The organism is Streptomyces sp. NPDC085524, assembly GCF_044541755.1.
In the GTDB taxonomy this organism is placed as follows: domain Bacteria; phylum Actinomycetota; class Actinomycetes; order Streptomycetales; family Streptomycetaceae; genus Streptomyces.
In genome coordinates this window covers 52,603-70,678 of sequence record NZ_JBITTH010000031.1, presented here as the reverse complement: position 1 = coordinate 70,678, position 18,076 = coordinate 52,603, and the positions used below count along the sequence as shown (strand labels likewise).

The following is an 18,076-nucleotide window of genomic DNA, read 5'->3' as shown; positions in this document are numbered from 1 at the left end:
CAGCCGGCGATTGAGGCGCGGGTCCGGGCAGCGCCCGGGGAACGGCGGAAGGGCGGGTAAGGGACGGCTGCGCGCAGCGGCCCCACCCCCGCGGGCCGAGTGGGCAGGGGCCGCCGGGGCCGGGCGCGCGCCGGGGTACCTCCTCGGGCGCCGAACGGTTCAAGGGGTCGGAGAGTACGGCGGCGGTGCGTTCGGCGCCCTGCGGGGGCACCCCACCGCACACCCGACTCCGCGGGGCGGGCTCAGGCCGGGAGGACGGCGTGGACGCGGTAGCCGCCGCCGAAGCGGGGGCCCGCGAAGCAGGACCCGCCCAGGGCGGTGGCCCGCTCCCGCATGCCGAGCAGGCCATGGCCACCGCCGGGCGAGGCCGGCTCGGTGGGCGCGTCGCCGCCGTCGTCGAGGACGGTCACCTCCACCGACGGGCCCACCCGGACGACGCTGACCTCCGCCTTCACCCCCGGCCCCGCGTGCTTGCGGACGTTCGTCAGGGCCTCCTGGATGACCCGGTACGCCGCCAGGTCCACGGCCGCTGCCAGCGGCTCCCGCCCCAGCTCGACCATCACCCGTACCGGAAGCCCCGCGTGCCGGAAGGTGTCCGCGAGTTCGTCGAGGACGGCCAGCCCCGGTGCCGGCTCCGTCGGCGCCTCCGGGTCGCCGGACTGCCGCAGCAGCCCCACCGTGGCCCGCAGCTCGTTCAGCGCGGATCGACTGGCGTCCCGTACGTGCGCGAGCGCCTCCTTCGCCTGGTCCGGCCGCTTGTCCATGACGTGCGCGGCCACCCCGGCCTGCACGTTGACCAGCGCGATGTGGTGCGCGACCACGTCGTGCAGGTCCCGCGCGATCCGCAGCCGCTCCTCCGCGACCCGCCGCCGGGCCTCCTCCTCACGGGTCCGCTCGGCCCGCTCGGCCCGTTCCCGTATGGCGTCGACGAAGGCCCGCCGGCTGCGGACCGCGTCGCCGGCGGCCGCGGCCATGCCGGTCCAGGCGAAGATGCCGATGTTCTCCTGCGCGTACCAGGGCAGCGGTCCGGCGAGCATGGCCACGCCCGTCAGCCCCGCCATGGTGAGCAGCCCGACCTTCCAGGTCGTGGGGCGGTCGGTGAGCGCGGCCACCGTGTACAGGGCGATCACCGCGCACATCGCGACGGGCGCCCGCGGCTCCCCGGTGGTCAGCTCCAGCAGCGAGAGCCCGCAGGTGACGGCGAGCACCTCGCGCGGCTGCCGCCGCCGGAACACCAGGGCGACCGCGCCGAGCAGCATCAGCAGCAGGGAGAACGGCTCGGGGGTGCGCGTCCCGAAGGTGGGCTGGCCGTGCGGGCCGTGGGGATCGGCGAAGGACCCGACGACCATGGCGACGAACGCCCCGAAGGCCAGCACGGCATCGGTGGCGAGCGGATGGGCCCGCATCCACTTCCGGGAGGACGCGAAGGGCCCGAGGTGTGTCGTCACGGGTAGACACGGTACGTCGTCGTACGTCGGCCGGACCCCGCGGAGCCGGGCCCGCCTCCCCGGTCCCGGCCCCACCGGCCCCGGACCCTAGGGAGGCGGTCGCACGCCCAGCGGCATGCGGGAGCGGGCCGGGCCCCACTTCGCGCGGACCACGCACACGGCCATGACCGCGGCGATGGCCGCCAGGTGTTCCTTGCCCGCCAGGTTGTCCTTGACCAGGATCTCGCCGATCATCACGAGGATCACCAGGGCCCCGGTCACGTACGCCCGGTAGCGCCAGCAGACGTAGATGGCGAGCCCCACCACCGCCGCCGAGGGCCCGGTGTCGTTGACGATCCGGTCGGACACGGGCAGTCCGAAGGGGTGGTCCGGGCCGAGCGAGAGCCCGATCCGCGCGTACGTGGTCCCGGCGAGCGTGGCCACGTAACCGATCACCAGCGTCCGCCACCAGCCGATGCAGATCTCCGAGATCCCGAAGACGATCAGGATCTGCGCGAGCGCCCCCCACACCGGCAGGTCCAGGGCGGGGACGAACAGCGACAGGGGGGTCCGCAGCAGCGCCAGCCACAGCGGGTCGACGGCTTTGACGGAGCCGAGGTTCTGGACGGGCTGGAAGCCCCAGGAGGTGTTCTGCACGATCTGGAACGCGGAGGTCAGACAGACCGCTCCGATCGTCATCGGGATCGCTCGCCACTTGTCGCGGACGAGCGCGTCCCGGACGGTCCCGAGCAGGGGCCCCCACTCACGGCCGGCGAACTGCCGGAGTGGGGATGTGGTCCGCGCTGTCAACGGCGGGTCTCCAGGTGTCTGCGGTGCAGCCACTTCGGGAGGCCGGGGGCCTCCAGGAAGCCCTCGGCCCGTCCCGCCGCGATGCCGATCCGCAGCAGGTCCGAACTCTTCTCGAAGAGCATGAACCGCGGTTCCCAGATCGGCCGGTATTTGGCGTTGGCCCGGTAGAGGGACTCGATCTGCCACCAGCGGGAGAAGAAGCTCAGCAGCGAGCGCCACATCCGCAGCACCGGACCGGCGCCGAGCTTGGAGCCGCGCTCGAAGACGGACCGGAACATCGCGAAGTTCAGTGAGACCTGGCTGACGCCGATCTCCTTGGAGCGTTCGAGGAGTTCGATGACCATGAACTCCATCAGCCCGTTCTCGGAGTCCCGGTCGCGGCGCATCAGGTCCAGCGACAGGCCCTTGGGCCCCCACGGCACGAAGGACAGCACGGCACGCAGTTCGCCGTCGCCGTCGGTGCACTCCAGCATCACGCACTGCCCGTCGGCGGGGTCGCCCAGCCGGCCCAGTGCCATGGAGAAGCCGCGCTCGGTCGCCCCGTCGCGCCAGTCGTCGGCGCGCCGCAGCAGCTCGTCCATCTCCTCGGCGGGGATGTCGGCGTGGCGGCGGATGCGGACGGTGTACCCGGCCCGCTTGACGCGGTTGTACGCCTGGCGGACGGTGCGCATGGCGCGGCCCTCCAGGGTGAACTCGCCGGTCTCCACGATGGCCTCGTCGCCGAGCTCCAGCGCGTCCAGGCCGTGCCGGGCGTAGATCTGCCCGGCCTCCTCGCTCGCGCCCATCACGGCCGGCACCCAGCCGTGCTCGCGGGCCTCGGCCAGCCACGGTTCGATGGCGCCGGGCCAGGCCTCGGGGTCGCCGATGGGGTCGCCGGAGGCCAGCGAGACCCCGCCGACGACGCGGTAGGTGACGGCGGCCTTGCCGGTGGGGGACCAGATCACGGACTTCTCGCGGCGCAGCGCGAAGTAGCCGAGGGAGTCCCGGTCGCCCTGCCGGGCGAGCAGCGCCCGCAGCCGCTCCTCGTCCTCCTCGGTGATCGGGTCGACGGCGCGGCGCGAGCGGAAGGCGGCGAACAGCACGGCGACCAGCAGCAGCATCGACATCACGTTGATGGCGACGTCGACCCAGGCCGGCGTGCTGATCTCGTGCGCGATCTTGGCCTGCGGCTCCAGGGTGATCAGCCGCATCACGCCGTACTGCCAGCGGTCCCGGAAGGTGGCGTCGGCGCTGTGCTCGGCGGTGTTGGTCGCGCCGACGAGCAGGGCGGCGACGAGCGAGGTGACCAGCAGGCCGATGGCGGCGACGGCGCTGGCGAGCGCGGGGTTGGAGCGGTCGCCCGTGGCGTAGAACTCGCGGCGCCCCAGCAGCAGGGCGGCGACGAAGGCCGCCGTCACCCCGAGCGAGATCCAGTTCTGGGTGTGCTCGCGGATCTCCTCGTAGCGGAACAGGCCGTGCGCGAGCAGCAGCGCCAGCAGGCCGCTGACGGCGAGGTTGAGGATCCAGGAGGCGCGTTTGCGGCGGCCGAGGGTGACGGCCAGCATCAGGGTGAAGAGCCCGGAGGCGAAGCCCGCGGTGAGCATGTACGGGGTGTAGAAGTCCTCGGCGTTGTGGTTCCGCAGGTCCTGCCCGAGGGAAACCCACACCGCGCTCAGGAAGTTGACGAAGGCAACCGTACGCAGGTACCAGATCGCGAAGGCGGCCCCGCGTCGTGAGCGGGTGTCCCCCCTCGCGGTCCCCCTGTCGCCTCCCCTGTCCCCCTTGCCGGTTTCCCGGCCGGCCCCCGCCGACTTTCCGGCGGGGTCGCCGCCGGACTCTTTCCTGCCGGATGACGGAACGTTCGCCGGTGCGGCGCCACGGTCGGTCTCTGCGCTGGTCAAACGGACCTCTCCCATAAAAAGTGATCATATGGGGCGTTACCGTCCATAACTGGGCGGTTCCGGGGGCACGGCCTGGTCAGGACCGCGAGCCCCGGCGCCTCACTGCGCCGACTCGGCCGTCTTCCGCTCAGGGAGCTCCGCCGCGAGAGCGGCTGCCGCCTGGACGAGGGGGAGAGCCAGCAGTGCCCCGGTGCCTTCGCCCACTGTGACGCCGTGGTCGAGCAGAGGGTTGAGCGCCATCCGGTCCAGGGCCTTCGCCTGGCCCGGTTCGCCGCTCGCCTGACCGGCCAGCCACCAGTCCGGCGCCCGGAACGCGGCCCGCTGCGCCACCAGACCGCAGGCGGCCGAGACGACCCCGTCAAGGATGACCGGGGTACGGCGCACCGCGCACTGGAGCAGGAAACCGGTGATGGCGGCCACGTCGGCGCCGCCGACCGCGGCCAGCAGCGCGACCTGGTCGCCGAGGACCGGGCGGGCCCGGCGCAGCGCGTCGCGGATCGCCGCGCACTTGCGCATCCAGGCCAGGTCGTCGATGGGCATCCCGCCGCGGCCGGTGACCACGGAGGCGTCCGTGCCGCACAGCGCGGCGACGAGGACGGCGGCGACGGTGGTCCCGCCGACGCTGAGGTCCCCGAGCACGACCAGATCCGTACCGGAGTCGGCCTCCTCGTCGGCGATCCGCACCCCGAGCAGCAGCGCGGCCTCGGCCTCCTCGGCCGTCAGCGCGTCCTCCACGTCGATCCGGCCGCTGCCGCGCCGCACCCGGTGGCGGACCACGTCCTCGGGCAGCAGCTCCGGGTCGCAGTCGAGCCCCGCGTCGACGACGCGCACGCCCGCCCCGAGCCGGCGGGCCAGGACGGATACGGGGCCGGCCCCGTCGAGCACGTCCCGCACCAGTTCGTGGGCGGTGCCCGCGGCGCGGGCGGAGACGCCCGCCGAGGCGATCCCGTGGTCGGCGGCGAACAGCACCACGCGCGGGCGCTCGACCGGCTTGACCGGCACCTGCCCCTGCGCGGCGGCGAGCCACTCGGCGAGCTCGTCGAGCCGGCCCAGTGCGCCGGGCGGCACGGCGAGGCGCTCACGCCGTTCCTCGGCATCACGCCGGACGCCCCCGTCGGGACGCTCGATCAGATCGGAGAAGTCGTCGAGATTCAGCGTGCTCATCTGCCAGAGAGTACAGCCGGTGAGGCTCACCCTCAGGGGGTGTCCCGCCCACCCCGCCGCCCGTCCGTCCGACCGCCCCGCCGCCTGCCCGGACGCAGCGCGCCGAGATGCACGCCGAGCAGCACCAGCGGGGCTCCCAGCAGCAGACCCGCCGTCAACTCCTCGTCGTCCAGCCACGCGGAGAGCACGATCGTCACCACCGGGATGACGACGAACACGTAGGCCGCGCGCGAGGCACCCCAGTGGTGCACCACCACCAGGTAGAGGACGAACGTCAGCACCGACCCCGCCACCACCATGTACGCGAGCGCCCACCAGGTCGCCGCCCGCTCCGGCAGCCGCCAGACGTCCCCGACGGCGAACGAGCCGGCGAGCAGGAGCACCGCCCCGGAGCCCATCCCGACCGCGTTCATCGTCACCGGATGGACGGGCGGCAGCCGCTGCACGAGCACGGTCGCCTGGGCGAAGCACAGGACGGCGCCCAGCATCGCCAGCAGGGACAGCACCGGCACCCCGCCCTCGAGCGGCGCCCTCGACGCGAGCCCCACCCCGGCGGCCGCGACGAGTGTGCCCGCCAGCGCGGTCCACCGGAAAGGCTCCTGACGCTGCGCCACCGCCAGCAGCAGCGCGGCCAGCGGAACCAGGGCCAGCAGGGTCTGCCCCAGCCCGGCATGGACCCGTACGAGCGCGTAGTACGCCAGCGCGAAGGTCACCCCGAAGTTGAGCACCCCGTACAGCACCGACCCGGCCAGCGCCCGCCCGCGGGGCATGGGCAGCCGCATGACGGCCATCACCGCCAGCAGCACCGCGGCCGCCGCGCCGAAGCGCACCGCGGCGCCCCACAGCGGATCCAGCTCGCGGTTGCTGAACCGGACCCCGACGGCGTTGCCGCCGCCCAGCACGCAGCACGCGGCGAAGGCGGCGAGCCCGGCCCGCTCCCCGGTGTTCCTCGACTCGGCCACGGCTATTCCTTGAGTACGGTCACCTGCCCGGCGACGACGAGGAGCACGTGTTCGCACTCGCCCGCCACGGCGGCGTTCAGCCGGCCCAGCTCGTCGCGGAAGCGACGCCCCGAAGCGGTCGCCGGGACGACGCCCCCGCCCACCTCGTTGCTGACCAGCACCACGCGGCGGCGGCTCGCGCGCACCGCCGCAACCAGCTCCGCGATCCGCTCGCGGAGGTCCTTCTGCCCGGTCGCGGCCCAGACCGCGTCGTCCCACGCCCCGGCCCGGTCCATCGCGTCCGTGAGCCACAGCGCCAGGCAGTCGATCAGCAGCGGCGGACCCGGCTCCGCCAGCAGCGGCGCCAGCTCGCACGTCTCCAGCGTCCGCCAGCTCCCCGGCCGGCGCTCCCGGTGCAGGCCGACCCGCTGGGCCCACTCCGCGTCCCCGTCCCGGGTGCCGCCGGTGGCCACGTAGACCACCTCGGGGAAGGACTCCAGCCGCCGCTCCGCCTCCAGCGACTTGCCCGAGCGGGCCCCGCCCAGCACCAGGGTCCGGCGCGGCAGGTCCGTCGGCGCGTGGTACTCGCCGACGATGACGGTGGTCCCGTCGCGCACGGCCCGCGCCCCGGCGGCCGCGCACCTGCGCTCCAGCTCCCGGCCCGGCGGGGTGTCGTGGTCCACGTGGACGGCGATCACCTCCGTGGCCGGGCCGATCGCACCGGTCGCCCGCAGCCGGGCCAGGGCCTCGGGGCGGCCCAGCACGTCCGCGAGCACCATGTCGTACGGCCGCCGGTCCGTGTCCCCGTTCGTCCCGGCCGGGGCCCCGCCCGGAGGCAGGTACAGCAGCCGGCCGCCGTCCGGGCCCGTCACCTCGTAACCGGTGCCCGGCGCGTCCATCGGCACCGCCCGCACCCGGTGCCCCGAGATCACCGACAGCTCCCGACCGTCCGGGACCCGCCCGGCGGCGGGCAGGCCGGGCGGCAGCTCCACGGCGGGCCCGTCGTGCGGGTGGGTCAGCAGGACCTGCCGTACGCCGGCCAGCGAGTGCCCGGCCCGGGCGCCGGCCAGCACCGCCCCGGGGGTCAGGTCGAGCAGCAGCGCCCCGTCGACGAGCACGGCCGTCGCGGCCCGGGAGCGGGTACCGATGGACAACGCGCACGTCGCGCAGGGACAGCCGGGGCGGGGCAGCCCCTGGGGTGTGCCGGTGCCGAGCAGAGTGAGTTCCACAGGATGATCCTCCCGCGTCGCGGTGAGGGGTGCGCGCCCGGCTGCCGAGACGTCTGGGGGAAGCCCCGGCCCTCAGCTCGGGCACGGGCGCATCCTGTGGCTGCTCAGTGGAACGTGCATTGCCGGCGCCTGCCGCGACAAAACTCGTTTATGTGCGTCCATGAGGCCGGTCTCAGTACGATCAAGACGTGCAGCTTCGATATCAGTACCGGGTTTACCCGGACGCCCTCCAGCGTCGTGCGCTGGCCCAGGCGTTCGGGTGCGTCCGTGTGGTGTGGAATGACTGTCTGCGTGACCGTAAGGAAGCGCACGCGGCTGGGCTTCCGTATGTGAAATCGGCCGATCTTTCCCGGCTGCGCATCACGCAGGCCAAGCAGACCGAGGAGCGTGCCTGGCTGGCCGATGTGTCAGCCGTGGCGCTACAACAGGCCCTGAGGGACCTGGACACCGCCTACAAGAACTTCTTCGACTCCATCAAGGGCAGACGCCAGGGGCCGAAGGTCGCTCCTCCCCGCTACAAGTCGAAGAAGGACACCCGCCAGTCCATCCGGCTCAACACCAACGCCTTCTCCCTCCAGACCAATGGCGCGGTGTACGTGGCCAAGGTCGGCGATCTCAAGGTGAAGTGGTCCCGGCCGCTCCCGGCTGCACCGACATCCCTGACCGTGATCAAGGACTCCTCCGGCCGCTACTTTGCCTCCTTCGTGGTCGATACCGACCCGGAGTTCCTGCCCGAGACGGACACGGAGGTCGGCATCGACCTCGGCCTGTCCGTCTTCGCGGTCCTCTCCGACGGGCGGAAGATCGCCGCTCCGCGCTTCCTGCGGCGGGCGGAGAAGAAGCTCAAGCGGTTGCAGCGGGACCTGTCCCGCAAGACCAAGGACAGCAACAACCGGGCCAAGGCCCGGATCAAGGTGGCCCGGCAGCATGCCAGGGTGGCCGATCGGCGCAGGGACTGGCACCACAAGGAATCCACACGCATCATCCGCGACAGCCAAGCGGTGTATGTGGAAGACCTCGCGGTGTCCGGTCCGGGACGAACCCTGCTCGCCAAGTCCGTACACGATGCCGGATGGTCGGCGTTCGTGAACATGCTGGAGTACAAGGCGGCCAAGTACGGCCGGTACTTCGGCAGGATCGGACGCTTCGAGCCGACCACTCAGGTCTGCTCCGCGTGCGGGGTGAAGGACGGTCCCAAGCCCCTGCACGTCCGGGAGCGGACGTGTCAGGAGTGTGGGATCGTCCACGACCGTGACCACAACGCCGCTGTGAACACCCTGGCCGCCGGACGGGCGGACAGGCTAAACGCCTCGTGGAGCGCCGGTAAGACCAGGACGAAAGTCCCGGCACAGCGCGGTGAAGCAGGAAGCCACCGAGACGGTCGGACGACCGTGGCAGGAGTCCCCGCCCTCCAGGCGGGGAGCACGTCAATCTGCGGGCAGACTCAACGAGGCGGCGAGCAGCGTGCGAGCAGCGGACGAGCAAACGGAGGCGGACATGGCGTGGACGTGGCGGTTCGAGAAGGCCGACGGCACGGAGACGGCCCCGGCGGTGGTACCGGAGGAGTTCACCACGCAGGGGGACGCGGAGTCCTGGATCGGTGAGGTCTGGAAGGACCTGCTGGAGGGCGGCGCGGAGCGGGTGCGGCTGTCGGACGACGGCGGGGTGGAGATCTACGCGATGTCCCTGCGGGAGGCCCTGGACGCGTAGCCCCCTGCGGGGACGCTCGCCGGGCCCCGTGCGGCACCCCGCCGGGGCTCGGCCCGGCTCCCCTGCCGGGGCTCCGCGCCCCGCACCCCCTACGGGCTCTGCCCGGACCCTCCCCCAGCGGTAGCTGGGGGAGGGTCCGGGCAGCGCCCGGTTTCGGGAAGGGGCGGGGTGGGGGAACGGCCCCGCGCAGCGGCCCGCACGCACAGGGGCCGCCGGGGCCGGGCGCGCGCCGGGGCACCTCCTCGGCCGTCGAACGTTTCCACGGGGTCGGCCGGCGCGGGGTGGTTGCGTTCGACGCCCTGCGGGGGCACCCCGCCACACACCCGACCCCGGCGGCGCGACGGCGTGGGCCTCGGGGCCACCCGACCCGGCGGGGGCGTGCCGGTGGCGGGGCGGTGGGTGAGGAACTGCGGCCCGCCGGGAGGCTACTGGCCGCGGACCCCGCACAAGTGCAGCAGCGCCGCCACCGCCCGGTACGGGTCGGTGCGGCCCGCGCGGTCCTCGGCGGTCAGGAGGCGCTCCAGCTCCTCGTCGGCCGGCAGGGACTCGCCCGCCTCCGTCCCGTCGGTGAACACGCGCACCCCGTACCAGGAGTGCAGCGGCGCTCCGATCCCGGAGAGGGTGGCCGTCAGGTCGCCCAGGCGGTCGGCGCGTACGTCCAGGCCGAGCCGGTTCGTGTAGTCGGTGGTGTCGAAGGCGGCCAGCGCGCCCTTCCAGTCGGCGTCCAGCCCCGGCCGCATGGCGAGCGCGTCGCCGTTGCGGACCAGCAGGGAGAGGAGGCCGCCGGGGGCGAGCATGCGGGCCAGCCCGGCGAGCATGGCGTCCGGCTCGGGCACGTACATCAGCACCCCGTGGCACAGCACCACGTCGAAGCTGCCCGGCATGAAGTGCGCGCCGGTCTCGCGGCCGTCGCCCTCCATGAGGAGGACCCGGTCCTGGATCCCGGCCGGTTCGGCGGCCAGCGCCGCACGGGCCACGGCGAGCATGCCGGGGTCCTTCTCCAGACCCGTCACCTTGTGTCCGGCACGGGCCAGCCGCAGCGCCTGCGTGCCCTGGCCCATGCCCACGTCGAGGACGCGCAGCCGCTGCCCTACCGGGAAGCGCTGCGAGATCTGCTCGTCGACCTGCCGGCCCACGAGTTCCTGGCGGACGGCATTACGCAGTCCACCCAGGCCCTCCAGCCAGAGCCGGGCGCCCTCGGAAAATCCGCTCAGGGCCGTTCCCCGCGCTTGACCTGCGGCTTCGGCAGGCGCAGCCGGCGCATCTGGAGGGTGCGCATGAGGCCGTACGCGACGGCGCCGCGGCGGGGCTCGTCCGGGAAGCGCTGGTTCAGGGCCTTGCGCAGGCGGAACACCAGGCCGATGGAGTCGACGATGATCAGGGCGATCACGCCGAGCCACAGCAGCAGCGCGATGTTCTGGATCTGCGGCTGCCGGATCATGCTCAGGACCAGGATGACCACCGCCAGGGGCAGGAACATCTCGGCGACCGAGAAGCGGGAGTCCACGAAGTCGCGGACGTACCGGCGGACGGGGCCCTTGTCACGCGCGGGCAGGTAACGCTCGTCGCCGCTGGCCAGCGCCTCGCGCTGCTTGGCCATCTCCACACGGCGGCGCTCACGGGCTCGCTTGGCATCCTCCTTGCGGTTGCCGGTCGAGGCCACCACGGCCTTGCGCTGCGACTGGGCCACAGCACGCTTCGGCGTAGGGCGGCCCTTCGGGGCCTGCGGGTCACGGGGCTGCGAGAGGTCGGCGCTCACCTTGTCGGTGGCGGCGGCCTTCTCTTCCTTGGAGGAGCGGCTACCAAACACAAACCCAACCCTACGTTGTCGAGCGCATGCGCCCCACCCCGGCGGGGAACGATCCGGCAACGGCGGGCGTCTTCCCGGGTACGAGGCTCCTCGGGGGCGCACCTACTCCTTACGCCTGACACGGCGGGAGCGGAGTCGTCCTGGAGGAGGAGCGCATCCGTACTCGAACAGTGCGGTAATGGAGACAGGCCCCGTACTGTGGGTCTTGTCGGTGACCTGGAGCACAGTCCGTCTAGAAGGGGGCGCGCGAAGCCCATGAGCGGTGTCATGAAGCGTATGGGGATGATCTTCCGCGCGAAGGCGAACAAGGCCCTTGACCGGGCCGAGGACCCGCGCGAGACCCTCGACTACTCGTACCAGAAGCAGCTGGAGCTGCTGCAGAAGGTGCGCCGGGGAGTCGCCGACGTGGCGACCTCCCGCAAGCGCCTGGAGCTGCAGCTCAACCAGCTGCAGGGGCAGTCCGCCAAGCTGGAGGACCAGGGCCGCAAGGCGCTGGCGCTGGGCCGCGAGGACCTGGCCCGGGAGGCGCTGTCCCGTCGCGCCTCGCTCCAGCAGCAGGTCAGCGACCTGGAGGTGCAGCACCAGACCCTGCAGGGCGAGGAGGAGAAGCTGACGCTGGCCGCCCAGCGACTGCAGGCCAAGGTGGACGCCTTCCGCACGAAGAAGGAGACCATCAAGGCCACCTACACCGCGGCCCAGGCGCAGACCCGGATCGCGGAGTCCTTCTCCGGCATCTCCGAGGAGATGAGCGACGTCGGCCTGGCCATCCAGCGTGCCGAGGACAAGACGGCCCAGCTCCAGGCCCGGGCCGGGGCGATCGACGAGCTGCTCGCCTCGGGCGCGCTCGACGACCAGAGCGGGCTCGGGTCGAAGGACGACATCCAGGCCGAGCTGGACCGCCTCTCGGGCGGTACGGACGTCGAGCTGGAGCTCCAGCGGATGAAGGCGGAGCTGGCGGGCGGACCTTCCGCGCAGCAGCAGGCCATCGAGGGCGGCGCCCCGGGCGCCGGCCAGCAGCAGTCGCAGACCCAGCACCGGTTCGACAAGCAGTAGGACGGGGTCCGTCATGATCGTCCGCATCATGGGGGAAGGTCAGCTGGAGGTGGCCGACAGCCACTTCACCGAGCTCAACACACTGGACGACGCACTCCTCGAGGAGATGGAGGGCGGTGACGAGGAGGGCTTCCGGCGGACGCTGGAGGCGTTGCTCGAAGCCGTACGGCGGCTCGGCGAGCCGCTGCCGGACGAGGCGCTGGAGCCCTCCGAGCTGATCCTGCCCGGCGCGGACGCCACGCTGGACGAGGTCAGGGAGATGCTCCGCGACGACGGCCTGATCCCGGGCTGAGGTTCACGACGACACGATGACGGGCCCGTCCCAGGGGCATGGGCGGGCCCGTCACCGGTTCTCGGGCTTCTCCAGGGAGACGGCGGGCTGCTTCGGGTCGGGGGTCCCGCCGATGAAGTTCTCGAACCTGCGCCGGGGCGCCGCCCACCGGCGGTCGTGGTGGAAGGCGCGCAGCCCGGCCTTGGCGCGGGCGCGCGGACGGTTCGCGTAGAACCTCTTCGCGTACGGGGATCCGGGCCGGGCCAGCCGGACCGCGCCGATGAGCGCCACGAAGGGGATGACCACCCCGAAGATCGCGGTGCGGGCCTTGCCCTTCCACAGGGCGATCAGGGCGAGGAAGAAGTTGGTGGCCGTGTTCATGGCGACCAGCCCGCGGCTCTGCCGTTCCTCGGAGGTCAGGTCGTTGACCCCGAAGGGCAGGAACCCGCCGAGGACCAGGCACACCAGCGCGGCCGTCAGGACCACGATCTCGACGCTCTTGCGGCCCTCCTCGCTCCAGTACACGTCGTCGAGGTGCAGGATCAGAGCGAACTCGTCCAGGACCAGGCCCGCGCCGAGACCGAAGATCACGGCCGAGAGGCAGGCGGCGAGGCCGTGCCGGGCACTGCCGACCGCGCCGAAGCCGCCGATGATCACGAGGATCACGCCGGGCACCACGTGGTGGACGTGCAGGCCGCCCGGGGTGATGTTCTTGAAGGGGCCCCGGCCGGCCCGGATCAGCCGGGTGATCACACGGGTGACCAGGAACGACGTCACGAAGGCGAGGAGCGCGAGGAGCATGGGCAGTTTCCCCGGCTCGACGATGTTCCGATACCACCAGTGACCCATCCCACTGCCTCCCTGTTTGGTCGGTAATGGGCAATTTACCGTCCGGGGTGAGCAGGTAGCGTTCGCGCCGATGACAGATTCGTACGAAGAACCGGCGCCCACGCCGCCCGCGGACCGCGCCACGCTCCTCGACGGCGTGCGCTTCGCGTTCGGCACGCTCACGGTGCTGCCCGCCCGCATCACCCGCTGGGACCGCCCTGCCGCCCGCACCGGGATGGCCTGCGCCCCGCTCGCCGGGCTGGTCGTGGGCCTGCTCGCCGCGGTCCTCGGGACGCTCCTCCTGCTCCTCGGCGGCGGCCCGCTGCTCGCCGCGGCCGTCACCGTCGCCGTCCCGGCGGCCCTGACCCGGGGGCTGCACCTGGACGGGCTCGCGGACACCGCCGACGGCCTGGGCAGCGCCAAACCCGCCGAGGACGCGCTGCGCATCATGAAGCAGTCCGACATCGGCCCGTTCGGCGTCGTGGCCCTGGTGCTGACGCTGCTGGTGCAGGTCGCCGCCCTCTCCGACGCCTATGCCGACGGCTGGGCGCGCGGCGCCCTCGCCGCCGTCACCGCCGCCGTGGCCGCCCGCCTCGCCATGACCCTGGCCTCCCGCGAGGGCGTCCCGGCGGCCCGCCCCGAGGGCCTCGGCGCGGCCGTCGCCGGCGTGGTCCCGGGCCGCACGGCCGCCGCCCTGGTGGCCCTGACCACGGTGGCCGCCGCGGCAGCCGCCCTCCCGCTGGGCCTGCCGGCCGCCGCCCGCACCGCAGCGGCCGTCCTCGCCGCGCTCCTCGCCGCGGAACTCCTGCTGCGCCGCTGCGTACGCCGCTTCGACGGGGTCACCGGAGACGTCTTCGGCGCCCTGGCCGAAACCGCGGCCACCACCACCCTGATCGTCCTCGCCCTCGGCTGATCCCGCGGGCGCGGCCCACGTACGCTCACCCCCGTGGACCACACTCCGACGGAACCGACCGCCGCCGTGCCCATCAGGGTGCTGCTCGCCGACGACCAGGCGCTGCTGCGCTCCGCCTTCAAGGTGCTCGTCGACTCCGAACCCGACATGCAGGTCGTCGGCGAGGCCTCCGACGGGGCGCAGGCCTTCGCGCTCGCGCGGGAGACCCGGGCGGACGTCGTGCTCATGGACATCCGGATGCCCGGCACCGACGGGCTCGCCGCCACCCGGATGATCAGCGCCGACCCCGAACTCGCCGCCGTGCGCGTGGTGATGCTCACGACCTTCGAGGTCGACGAGTACGTGGTCCAGGCCCTGCGGGCCGGTGCCTCCGGCTTCCTCGGCAAGGGGGCCGAGCCCGAGGAGCTGCTCAACGCGATCCGCGTGGCCGCCGCCGGCGAGGCACTGCTGTCGCCGGCCGCCACCAAGGGGCTCATCACCACCTTCCTCGCCCAGGGCGGCGGCACCGACCTCTCCGCGGCCTCGGCCGGGTCGCACGCAGAGCGGCTCGCCGCGCTGACCGTCCGCGAGCGCGAGGTCCTCGTACACGTGGCCGCGGGGCTGTCCAACGACGAGATCGCCGGCCGGCTGGAGGTCAGCCCGCTCACCGTCAAGACCCACGTGAACCGGGCCATGGCCAAACTCGGCGCCCGCGACCGTGCCCAATTGGTGGTCATCGCCTACGAATCGGGACTGGTCCGGCCCCGCGCCGAGTAGCGGTGTACGCGGCGCAGTAGTGCGGCGTACTGCGGACGCGGTATGCAGCACATAAGGACGGGACCTGGGAGCGACGCGGGGCGCCCCGGCCGCAGGACAGGCTGGGAACGCCCTTGCGTTCCCACTGCAGAGAGATCCCACACCCATGTCCTGGCTGTCCCGCTTCAGCCTTGCCCAAAGGGCGTTGATCGGCCTCGTGTCGCTCGTCGCGCTCCTCTTCGGCGCCATCGCCATCCCGCAGCTCAAGCAGCAGCTGCTGCCGTCCATCGAACTGCCCATGGTGTCCGTGCTCGCGCCGTACCAGGGCGCCTCGCCCGACGTGGTGGAGAAGCAGGTCGTCGAACCGATCGAGGCCATGCTCAAGGGCGTCGACGGAATCACCGGCATCACCTCCACCGCCAGCGAGGGCAACGCCCTCGTCATGGCCACCTTCGACTACGGCGACAGCGGCACCAAGCAGCTCGTCGCCGACGTCCAGCAGGCCGTCAACCGGGCCCGGGTCCGGCTGCCCGCCGAGGTGGACCCGCAGGTGGTGGCCGGTTCCACCGACGACATCCCGACGGTCATCCTCGCCGTCACCTCCGACAAGGACCAGCAGGCCCTCGCCGACCAGCTGGAACGTTCCGTCGTCCCCGTCCTGTCGGACATCGAGGGCGTCGGCCAGGTCACCGTCGACGGAGTCCAGGACCTCCAGGTCACCGTCACCCCCGACGACGCCAGGCTCGCGGCCGCCGGCCTCGACGGCGCCGCCCTCGCCCAGGGCCTCCAGGCGGGCGGCGCGACCGTCCCCGCCGGCTCCTTCGACGAGGCGGGCAAGAACCGGACCGTCCGCGTCGGCACCGGCTACACCTCCCTCGCCCAGGTCGAGGACCTGCGCCTGAGCGCCGGCCCGGGCAAGCCCGCCGTCCGCCTCGGCGACGTCGCCACGGTGAAGCAGGAGGCCGCCAAGGCCGTCTCCATCACCCGCACCAACGGCAAGCCCAGCCTCGCCCTCGTCCTGACCATGGACAAGGACGGCAGCGCCGTCGCCATCTCCGACGCCGTCAAGGACAAGCTGCCCGAGCTGCGCTCCACCCTCGGCGCGGGCGCCGAACTGACCGTCGTCAGCGACCAGGGACCGGCCGTCGCCAAGTCCATCTCCAGCCTCACCACCGAAGGCATGCTCGGCCTGCTCTTCGCGGTGATCGTCATCCTGGTCTTCCTGGCCTCGCTGCGCTCGACGCTGGTCACGGCGGTCTCCATCCCGCTGTCCGTCGTCCTCGCACTGATCGTGCTGTGGACCCGCGACCTCTCGCTGAACATGCTGACGCTGGGCGCGCTCACCATTGCCATCGGCCGCGTCGTCGACGACTCGATCGTGGTCCTGGAGAACATCAAGCGCCACCTCGGCTACGGCGAGGAGCGCGAGAGCGCGATCATCACCGCGGTCAAGGAGGTGGCCGGCGCGGTCACTTCCTCCACGCTCACCACCGTGGCCGTCTTCCTGCCGATCGGCCTGGTCGGCGGCATGATCGGCGAGCTCTTCGGCTCCTTCTCGCTCACCGTCACCGCGGCCCTGCTGGCCTCGCTGATCGTCTCGCTGACGGTCGTACCGGTGTTGTCGTACTGGTTCCTCAAGACTCCGAAGGGCACGGCGGAGGATCCGGAGCGGGCCCGCCGCGAGGCGGAGGAGAAGGAGGCGCGCAGCAAGCTCCAGCGCCTCTACGTACGCGTCCTCGGCTTCGCCACCCGCCGCCGCCTGACGAGCGTGGCCATCGCGGTCGTCGTCCTCCTCGGCACCTTCGGCATGACCCCGCTGCTCAAGACCAACTTCTTCGACCAGGGCGAGCAGCAGGTCCTGACGGTCAAGCAGGAACTGGCCCCCGGCACCTCCCTGGCCGCCTCCGACGAGGCGAGCCACAAGATCGAGAAGGTGCTGGCCTCCGTCGACGGGGTCAAGAGCTACCAGGTCACCGTCGGCTCCTCCGGCTTCCTCGCGGCCTTCGGCGGCGGCACGGGCTCCAACCAGGCCTCGTACCAGGTCTCCCTGAAGGACTCGGGCAAGGCCGAGAGCGTCAAGAAGCAGATCGAGGGCAAGCTGGCCGCCCTCGACGGCGTCGGCCGCACCCGGATCGCCGCGGGCGACGGCTTCGGCAACCAGAACCTCAGCGTGGTCGTCAAGGCCGGCGACGCCGCGGTGCTCGCCAAGGCCGCCGAGCAGGTCCGCGCCGAGGTGGCCAAGCTCGAGAACGTCACCGACGTGCAGAGCGACCTCTCCCAGTCCGTGCCCCGCATCTCGGTGACCGCCACCCCCAAGGCGGCCGAACTGGGCCTGAACCAGGCCGCGCTCGGCGGGATCGTCGCGCAGGCCGTACGGGGCAACCCGGCGGGCAAGGCCGTACTGGACGACACCGAGCGGGACATCGTCATCAGGTCCGCGCAGCCGGCCACCACCCTGGCCCAGCTGCAGGCCCTCCCGGTCGGCCCCGTCAAGCTCGGTGACATCGCCGAGGTCAAGGAGGTCCCCGGCCCGGTCGCGATGACCCGGATCGACGGCGCCCGCGCCGCCACCATCACCGCACGGCCGGTCGGCGACAACACCGGCGCGGTCAGCTCCGACCTCCAGACGAAGATCAAGGCCCTGAAGCTGCCGGAGGGCGCCACCGCCTCCATCGGCGGGGTCTCCGAGGACCAGGACAAGGCCTTCGCCTCGCTGGGCCTGGCCATGTTCGCGGCCATCGCGATCGTGTTCATGCTGCTGGTCGCGACGTTCCGCTCGCTGGTCCAGCCGCTGATCCTGCTCGTCTCCATCCCGTTCGCGGCGACCGGCGCGATCGGCCTGCTCCTCGTCACCGGCACCCCGATGGGCGTCCCGGCGATGATCGGCATGCTGATGCTCATCGGCATCGTCGTGACCAACGCGATCGTCCTGATCGACCTGGTCAACCAGTACCGGGCCCAGGGCCTCGGCGTCGTCGAAGCCGTCATCGAGGGCGGCCGGCACCGCCTGCGCCCCATCCTGATGACGGCCCTGGCGACGATCTTCGCGCTGCTCCCGATGGCGCTCGGCGTCACCGGCGAGGGCGGCTTCATCTCGCAGCCGCTCGCGGTCGTGGTCATCGGCGGCCTGGTCACCTCGACGCTGCTGACGCTGCTCCTGGTGCCGACGCTCTACACGATGGTCGAGCTCCGCAAGGAGCGCCGCCGCGCCAAGCGCTCGGCGAAGCGCGAGGCCCCTCTGACGGTGGTCTCCCCCAGGGAGGAGGAGACGCCGGCCGGCGTCTGACCGGACGGGGCCGCGAGGC

At 72.6% G+C, this 18,076-nt stretch carries 15 protein-coding genes and 1 pseudogene; 7 read left to right on the top strand and 9 right to left on the bottom strand.

Features of this window, described 5'->3' with window-relative positions:
* Positions 1-242: 242 nt before the first annotated feature.
* The 6 genes from ACIGFK_RS35190 to ACIGFK_RS35165 all read right to left on the bottom strand — a co-directional run bounded on the left by ACIGFK_RS35190 (position 243) and on the right by ACIGFK_RS35165 (position 7,451).
* Positions 243-1,406, bottom strand: coding sequence for a sensor histidine kinase (locus ACIGFK_RS35190; protein ID WP_376659973.1), 1,164 nt, complete (start codon positions 1,404-1,406; stop codon positions 243-245).
* 129 nt (positions 1,407-1,535) lie between these two features.
* A complete protein-coding gene (locus ACIGFK_RS35185) occupies positions 1,536-2,126 on the bottom strand; it encodes a hypothetical protein (protein WP_400055093.1) in 591 nt (196 codons plus the stop codon).
* Between the two features lie 107 nt (positions 2,127-2,233).
* Positions 2,234-4,117: a phosphatidylglycerol lysyltransferase domain-containing protein gene (locus ACIGFK_RS35180; RefSeq protein ID WP_376659969.1), complete on the bottom strand. Its 1,884-nt coding sequence runs from the start codon at positions 4,115-4,117 to the stop codon at positions 2,234-2,236.
* 99 nt (positions 4,118-4,216) lie between these two features.
* Complete coding sequence (gene cobT / locus ACIGFK_RS35175) at positions 4,217-5,281, bottom strand: nicotinate-nucleotide--dimethylbenzimidazole phosphoribosyltransferase (protein ID WP_376659970.1); 1,065 nt, start codon at positions 5,279-5,281, stop codon at positions 4,217-4,219.
* Positions 5,282-5,313: 32 nt separating this feature from the next.
* Positions 5,314-6,243, bottom strand: coding sequence for a DMT family transporter (locus tag ACIGFK_RS35170; RefSeq protein ID WP_376659971.1), 930 nt, complete (start codon positions 6,241-6,243; stop codon positions 5,314-5,316).
* 2 nt (positions 6,244-6,245) lie between these two features.
* Positions 6,246-7,451 (bottom strand): bifunctional adenosylcobinamide kinase/adenosylcobinamide-phosphate guanylyltransferase, encoded by a 1,206-nt coding sequence (locus ACIGFK_RS35165; RefSeq protein ID WP_376659972.1) that lies wholly within the window; start codon positions 7,449-7,451, stop codon positions 6,246-6,248.
* 188 nt (positions 7,452-7,639) lie between these two features.
* Between ACIGFK_RS35165 and ACIGFK_RS35160 the strand changes: the two are divergent.
* Both ACIGFK_RS35160 and ACIGFK_RS35155 read left to right on the top strand, forming a co-directional pair.
* Positions 7,640-8,863, top strand: a pseudogene (locus ACIGFK_RS35160) (RNA-guided endonuclease InsQ/TnpB family protein); the annotation flags it as partial.
* An 85-nt stretch (positions 8,864-8,948) separates the two neighbouring features.
* Positions 8,949-9,161, top strand: a complete 213-nt coding sequence (locus ACIGFK_RS35155; protein ID WP_365168160.1) for a hypothetical protein — start codon at positions 8,949-8,951, stop codon at positions 9,159-9,161.
* Between the two features lie 425 nt (positions 9,162-9,586).
* Here ACIGFK_RS35155 and ACIGFK_RS35150 read toward each other — a convergent pair whose 3' ends face one another.
* A complete protein-coding gene (locus tag ACIGFK_RS35150) occupies positions 9,587-10,297 on the bottom strand; it encodes a class I SAM-dependent methyltransferase (protein WP_376661809.1) in 711 nt (236 codons plus the stop codon).
* A gap of 74 nt (positions 10,298-10,371) precedes the next feature.
* The gene (locus ACIGFK_RS35145) at positions 10,372-10,971 is read right to left on the bottom strand and encodes a DUF3043 domain-containing protein (RefSeq protein WP_376661810.1); all 600 of its coding nucleotides are present in this window, start codon (positions 10,969-10,971) and stop codon (positions 10,372-10,374) included.
* Between the two features lie 255 nt (positions 10,972-11,226).
* On the opposite strand from ACIGFK_RS35145, the gene ACIGFK_RS35140 reads away from it, so the two are divergent.
* The gene (locus ACIGFK_RS35140) at positions 11,227-12,024 is read left to right on the top strand and encodes a PspA/IM30 family protein (protein ID WP_376661811.1); all 798 of its coding nucleotides are present in this window, start codon (positions 11,227-11,229) and stop codon (positions 12,022-12,024) included.
* A 13-nt stretch (positions 12,025-12,037) separates the two neighbouring features.
* Positions 12,038-12,316 (top strand): hypothetical protein, encoded by a 279-nt coding sequence (locus tag ACIGFK_RS35135; RefSeq protein ID WP_376661812.1) that lies wholly within the window; start codon positions 12,038-12,040, stop codon positions 12,314-12,316.
* Positions 12,317-12,367: 51 nt separating this feature from the next.
* Here the strand turns inward: ACIGFK_RS35135 and ACIGFK_RS35130 are convergent, their stop codons facing one another.
* Positions 12,368-13,144 carry a hypothetical protein gene (locus ACIGFK_RS35130; protein WP_376661813.1) on the bottom strand — a complete coding sequence of 259 codons (777 nt, stop codon included), beginning with the start codon at positions 13,142-13,144 and terminating at the stop codon, positions 12,368-12,370.
* 70 nt (positions 13,145-13,214) lie between these two features.
* Between ACIGFK_RS35130 and ACIGFK_RS35125 the strand changes: the two genes are divergently transcribed.
* The 3 genes from ACIGFK_RS35125 (at position 13,215) to ACIGFK_RS35115 (ending at position 18,057) form a co-directional block, all read left to right on the top strand.
* On the top strand, positions 13,215-14,036 hold the full coding sequence (locus ACIGFK_RS35125; protein WP_376661814.1) for an adenosylcobinamide-GDP ribazoletransferase: 822 nt from the start codon (positions 13,215-13,217) through the stop codon (positions 14,034-14,036).
* Positions 14,037-14,102: 66 nt separating this feature from the next.
* On the top strand, positions 14,103-14,792 hold the full coding sequence (locus tag ACIGFK_RS35120; protein WP_376661816.1) for a response regulator: 690 nt from the start codon (positions 14,103-14,105) through the stop codon (positions 14,790-14,792).
* 145 nt (positions 14,793-14,937) lie between these two features.
* Positions 14,938-18,057, top strand: a complete 3,120-nt coding sequence (locus tag ACIGFK_RS35115) for an efflux RND transporter permease subunit (protein WP_376661815.1) — start codon at positions 14,938-14,940, stop codon at positions 18,055-18,057.
* Positions 18,058-18,076 lie beyond the last annotated feature (19 nt).

Excerpts from the sequence above, each read along its gene's own strand:
- ACIGFK_RS35190 (WP_376659973.1), bottom strand. The coding sequence starts at position 1,406 with ATGCGGGCCCATCCGCTCGCCACCGATGCCGTGCTGGCCTTCGGGGCG.
- ACIGFK_RS35185 (WP_400055093.1), bottom strand. The coding sequence starts at position 2,126 with ATGACGATCGGAGCGGTCTGTCTGACCTCCGCGTTCCAGATCGTGCAG.
- cobT (WP_376659970.1), bottom strand. The coding sequence starts at position 5,281 with ATGAGCACGCTGAATCTCGACGACTTCTCCGATCTGATCGAGCGTCCC.
- ACIGFK_RS35155 (WP_365168160.1), top strand. The coding sequence starts at position 8,949 with ATGGCGTGGACGTGGCGGTTCGAGAAGGCCGACGGCACGGAGACGGCC.
- ACIGFK_RS35140 (WP_376661811.1), top strand. The coding sequence starts at position 11,227 with ATGAGCGGTGTCATGAAGCGTATGGGGATGATCTTCCGCGCGAAGGCG.
- ACIGFK_RS35135 (WP_376661812.1), top strand. The coding sequence starts at position 12,038 with ATGATCGTCCGCATCATGGGGGAAGGTCAGCTGGAGGTGGCCGACAGC.
- ACIGFK_RS35130 (WP_376661813.1), bottom strand. The coding sequence starts at position 13,144 with ATGGGTCACTGGTGGTATCGGAACATCGTCGAGCCGGGGAAACTGCCC.
- ACIGFK_RS35125 (WP_376661814.1), top strand. The coding sequence starts at position 13,215 with ATGACAGATTCGTACGAAGAACCGGCGCCCACGCCGCCCGCGGACCGC.
- ACIGFK_RS35115 (WP_376661815.1), top strand. The coding sequence starts at position 14,938 with ATGTCCTGGCTGTCCCGCTTCAGCCTTGCCCAAAGGGCGTTGATCGGC.